This is a genomic window from Duganella flavida, from assembly GCF_009857445.1.
GTDB lineage: Bacteria > Pseudomonadota > Gammaproteobacteria > Burkholderiales > Burkholderiaceae_D > Rugamonas > Rugamonas flavida.
This window is the reverse complement of record NZ_WWCN01000040.1, coordinates 1-4,459: the sequence shown is the minus strand read 5'-3', so window position 1 is coordinate 4,459 and position 4,459 is coordinate 1. Positions and strand designations below refer to the sequence as shown.

Below are 4,459 nucleotides of genomic sequence, written 5' to 3'. Positions count from 1 at the left end.
AGATCAATGCCACAAAATAACATGACGTCCTCCTCGATAAAGTTCGGATTCGTACCGTGACTTTATTCCTCGGCTCGGCCGAAGGGAGGACGGCTAGATGATTATCAATTCTGCGAGCAAACGAACAATTCTGCGAGCAAACGAACAGCCATAACCCCAAATTGGCAGGCCATCGCTAGTAAGCCCCGTGTACACCACCTCTGGCGCGACATCCCAAGTACCATCAACGGCACCATTCACTTGACCACCGTTAAGCTGAATTGCCCGAATGTGCATAAACCCGCTTTGCAATATACCGACGCCTTCTAGGTTCGATGGCATAGGTAATGATGGGCCGGACCAATTTAGAAGTCCACCGAAAAACAGCGTGCGATTTATTTTCCCTTCTGACGTCGTACGAGCCAAAATCAAGCCGCAAGCAAATGAGCCATTACTCAGCTCAAAACCCCAGTATTGGCCCTGCCGCAATTGGGATGTAGAGCGAGGTTCAAAAGGGAAATTCATCACATTGAAATCTTTGCGAAAGTAAGCGCTTAATGTCCGTTGTTGGCCGGTTGCAGTATCTAGCGATGATGGCTTGCTGTATTCAGGTACGAGCCTCTTGCCAAATCGCCATCCACTTCTCAAAATCTGGATGATGTGTTCTGCTCTCTAGAACCGCTGCAATAGGATTCGACGGTTTCCGAATCTGGAAGCTTGACCAGAGCCAATCACGAAACTCAGCCAAGCGAGGTGCTTCCTCGTTACCAATTTGGATCTCCCCCCAATTAATTTCGAAACCCAATTCGTCAGCTCCAAGCGCTAATAATTCCAAAAACTGGCGCAAGTCGCCTGCGATCAAGTTACAGTCCGTGCCCTCCGAGCCAAGAAAGACTACAGGGGCGTCGTCTAGTGTGCGGCCCGGATAGAGCCAAAGTGCGTAAAGCGAACCATCTGGACCACAGCCAAAGACTGCAAATTGCTCTGCTGTTGATGATTCACCAAACCACGCTGGGTTGCCAAACTTCCATTTATCGAGTTCAAAATACCCGCTATACCAATCGGTGGCCTTGTTTTGAAACTCAAGAAGCTTGCATAGCAAGACAGGAATATCAGTAGCAGGGGGGAAATTCTGCTGGAATGTTATGTGGTCCAAGATAATCCTTACTTACTTCAAATAATCAATGAGTCTGCTCTTGGCCGCTAGCAGCAATCGATGGCGCAACGCTGATTGAGGTCAGGCTTACCGAGGCTTGCCATGGACTAGTATGCGGAATCTTTCACCTGAAAACCCCGCCTGATGGCTACCGTAAATAGCCTTGCCGATTGACTCATAATATATGGAGTCGCTGGCCTCGACAGAAACAGTCACATCAGAGTGTTCGGCAAGAATTTTCTCAAGAGCTTCCGCGACCTCATTTGTTGAACGTAGTTTGACACCATTCAACTCCACTCCATCATCGTCGGAAACTCGCAGAACAATCATCTTATCCAAAATTGTAACCCCAAGAATTAGAGAAGCAATGCTACGTTTTCAAATTGCTGAATGGCGGCTAGTGGCCGTTATCGGCTAACTTAATCAATCTTATGCCAACCTTGTGGTGTCAACTGAAACTCTACATGCTCGGTGTAGCGTCCTCGCCCGCCATGCTCTATTGCTAGCCGAATGCAGCTATCGCTGATAAATCCGCTAACTATTCTTCGCCTGGGAACTGATGGATCGATAATAACGTCCGTAGGATTGAATTTCTCATTGACGTCTGCGATACCGGAAGCCCCCTCAACAGAACGCCCTATCAGAGCTTGAACTTGATCTGGAAGTTCGTTTACTGAGCGTAAAACACGACCCTGTCGTGGCTCACAATGCATTAACTGCTGCGCTCCTGCACTGATACATACAAGCACGCTTAGACCTATGCTACAAAGCAGTTTATGCATGTCTCATCTTTCATTTTTCAATATTGATCACCGGCTGCTCCTGGCCGAACACAGACTGCGGCATTAAGGACAGCAGCTCGCCAATCTGCAAAACTATGGCAAGCGGTGGGGGACGCCATTGTGCAGATGAGCCTACGCCGATTTGTACCGGACACTTAAATCTCAGATTCAATGAACTTGTCTCCGAAGTTTGCAAAAAGCATCTTCCGAATCAGCGGAACAGGCGAAGGCTTGCAAATAGGGAGCCAAATATTATGTTCAACTCCGTAGGTCTGAACTGAGAGCTGGTAAGCACCACGCCAACGGCTCGGACTCTTGGTAAAAATTACTGCATATACTTCCGACAGAAGAAAGGTCTTCTTTCGCCACGGCACGCTCCCAAAGCAGAGAAGCACGCCGTTATCAATTTTTATAAGCGGAGTTCTTCTTTGATAGACCACAACAACTATAACCAAAATTCCGAAAATACAGAGTAGAGCCAACAGAAAATAATAAAAAATATCAGGAATTTCTTTTTTGTGACGTAGCCAAATATTGACCAACTGCGGGGTCACTATCAAGGGGAAAATAAATATAGCGGAAGCTGGATTGGCATTTTTCCAGCGGCGCAAGACTGAATCTTGGACGACGGCTGGATCTCGAGCTTTATACAGAAGTTGATCGCCTATTGCGTCAACTTGTTCTTTTGATAGCATTTTTGATTCCAACTGTATTCGAAGGGGCTAAGCTATATGAGACCGGCGTCGCAGTCCCATCCATGCATATAATTCTAAAAAGGTGACCGGCTAACGTCCGTTACTGGCCGTAGTGAGTCTTCTAATCCCAGGTTAAGCCACATGTTCACCACACATCTAGCGTCAGCGTCCGTTGCTCTCCGCTGTCCGAGTGCGATGCATTCATATGTATGCGCGAAGGTACAAAACTTGTACCTTTATATTCAGGGCGGACGTTCAAGTTATTTACTGCGCCTTCGTTAACCCATGCCCCGAGCGTTTGTAAATGCGCTGTCCGTTGCCTAACCGTCCTTAGTGGCACATAAAGGACATTTATCGCCATATCCTCCCCCCCAAACTCTGCGGGGAACATCAAGAGCTTTGCCAATTGCCCCTTTGCCTCAAGTGCTTTTGCTTGTTCGAGGCTTTCCACCTGCGCAAAGTCGGGCTCCTCGATACAAACAACGCTCGACCGGTCCAGTGCGCTAATCTGGCCCACTCCAGCTTTCGTCAACTCGCCTAACAAGTTATTTCGCCCGTTCGTCATCGACCAACGCATTTCATCTTCAGTGATCACCGTCGCGACAAGCAGTTCCATCCTCCCGTTTGGAAGGTCAAGGTAATCGGGGAGCGGTGCATGCGCCTTGCTGATGAGCAGGTTCACAAATTTACCTTCGCCGATCCCAATCTGCTCAACTGTGAGGCCCTGATGCTGCTCCACGATGCCGAGAAGGTCTGCGTCTTTGCCCAATTCCGCTTTCGTCGCCCATTGCAGTAGCCAAAGTGGCCAATCAGCCTTCTCCTTGGTGAGGATGATCAACTCATAGCCATACCCTGGTCGATCGGTGCCTGGCCTTACTTTCGCTTTCTGGCGCAACGTACCGGCAAAGCCAACGGCTCGCAAGCCGTTACTGTCGTTGGATGTGGGCTGCGCATCAACCATCTCCACTTTGGTAGGCATATCGGGATTGGAAAGCCCGAAGGTCGTGTAGATGAAGCCTGGCTCACCCGCGATCTTGGTCGGGATGACGTAGAGCCCGCCGCCTGGCCATACGCCAGAAAGGTCCATCATCTTGAGGATGTCGTTTGGCAATGGACCAAAATGCTGTTCGAACAACCGGGAGCGCGCGTCGTCGACTTGCTGCCAAAGTGACTCTTCCACCGATAGTACGGGTTCGCTACCCTTGACGCTTGTCCCTTGGACCTTTTTTTTCCACCAAACAGCTTGCCAAATAGGTTCATTGTGCTTTTCCCTCATCAATACCTTATATGTTATTTAAATTCCAGCGTCTGCAAATGGCCGGTTTCTGCCCAAAGACAAAATTAATTAGCGGTCATGTGCTTGCTCGACTGCGCCTGAGAATTTTCGAAAGCACCGCAAACAATAAAAAATACTGTACAAAGAGTGCAACCGCAAAGCTCGGCGCGCTCGGAGAATGCGCGTTCTCACCGAACATAGCACTGGCCAAGTAGGGCAAGAAAACGAACGGTTGCGCTAATCTCTGTAGCGTACCAAGTGCACCGTCAGCTCTGAATTCGGCGCTGAGCCAGTAAGTAAGACTGGCTGCAACGATGGCAAAAACTACGTTCGTCAGAAAGACATTTGCTTTCGGCATATCAATTTTACCTTGCTAATCGCGGTTCAATTGAAGGTCGGCTCCTGGCCGATAGCACTCACAACTATCACAAGCGCTAGAACTACTTTTTGCTGCCCTGGCGCGTCGTGTCGTAATACTGCCAGAGCACATTGACGATCTTCCATTCGCTATGATCGGTCTTATACAGGTGCATATAGTCGATCCATTCATCGGCGCTTAACTTGACGGTTG

General features: G+C 48.8%; 4 protein-coding genes. All 4 read right to left on the bottom strand.

The window, feature by feature from the left end; all coding sequences use genetic code 11:
• Positions 1 to 93: 93 nt before the first annotated feature.
• The 4 genes from GTP46_RS28990 to GTP46_RS28975 all read right to left on the bottom strand — a co-directional run bounded on the left by GTP46_RS28990 (position 94) and on the right by GTP46_RS28975 (position 3,888).
• On the bottom strand, positions 94 to 507 hold the full coding sequence (locus GTP46_RS28990; protein ID WP_161010097.1) for a hypothetical protein: 414 nt from the start codon (positions 505 to 507) through the stop codon (positions 94 to 96).
• Between the two features lie 79 nt (positions 508 to 586).
• On the bottom strand, positions 587 to 1,135 hold the full coding sequence (locus GTP46_RS29585) for a hypothetical protein (RefSeq protein WP_202414484.1): 549 nt from the start codon (positions 1,133 to 1,135) through the stop codon (positions 587 to 589).
• Positions 1,136 to 2,072: 937 nt separating this feature from the next.
• Entirely contained in the window at positions 2,073 to 2,612 is a 540-nt protein-coding gene (locus tag GTP46_RS28980; RefSeq protein ID WP_161010096.1) for a hypothetical protein, read from the bottom strand.
• 145 nt (positions 2,613 to 2,757) lie between these two features.
• Positions 2,758 to 3,888, bottom strand: a complete 1,131-nt coding sequence (locus tag GTP46_RS28975; protein ID WP_161010095.1) for a suppressor of fused domain protein — start codon at positions 3,886 to 3,888, stop codon at positions 2,758 to 2,760.
• Positions 3,889 to 4,459: the final 571 nt, after the last annotated feature.

Excerpts from the sequence above, each read along its gene's own strand:
- GTP46_RS28975 (WP_161010095.1), bottom strand. The coding sequence starts at position 3,888 with ATGAGGGAAAAGCACAATGAACCTATTTGGCAAGCTGTTTGGTGGAAA.
- GTP46_RS28980 (WP_161010096.1), bottom strand. The coding sequence starts at position 2,612 with ATGCTATCAAAAGAACAAGTTGACGCAATAGGCGATCAACTTCTGTAT.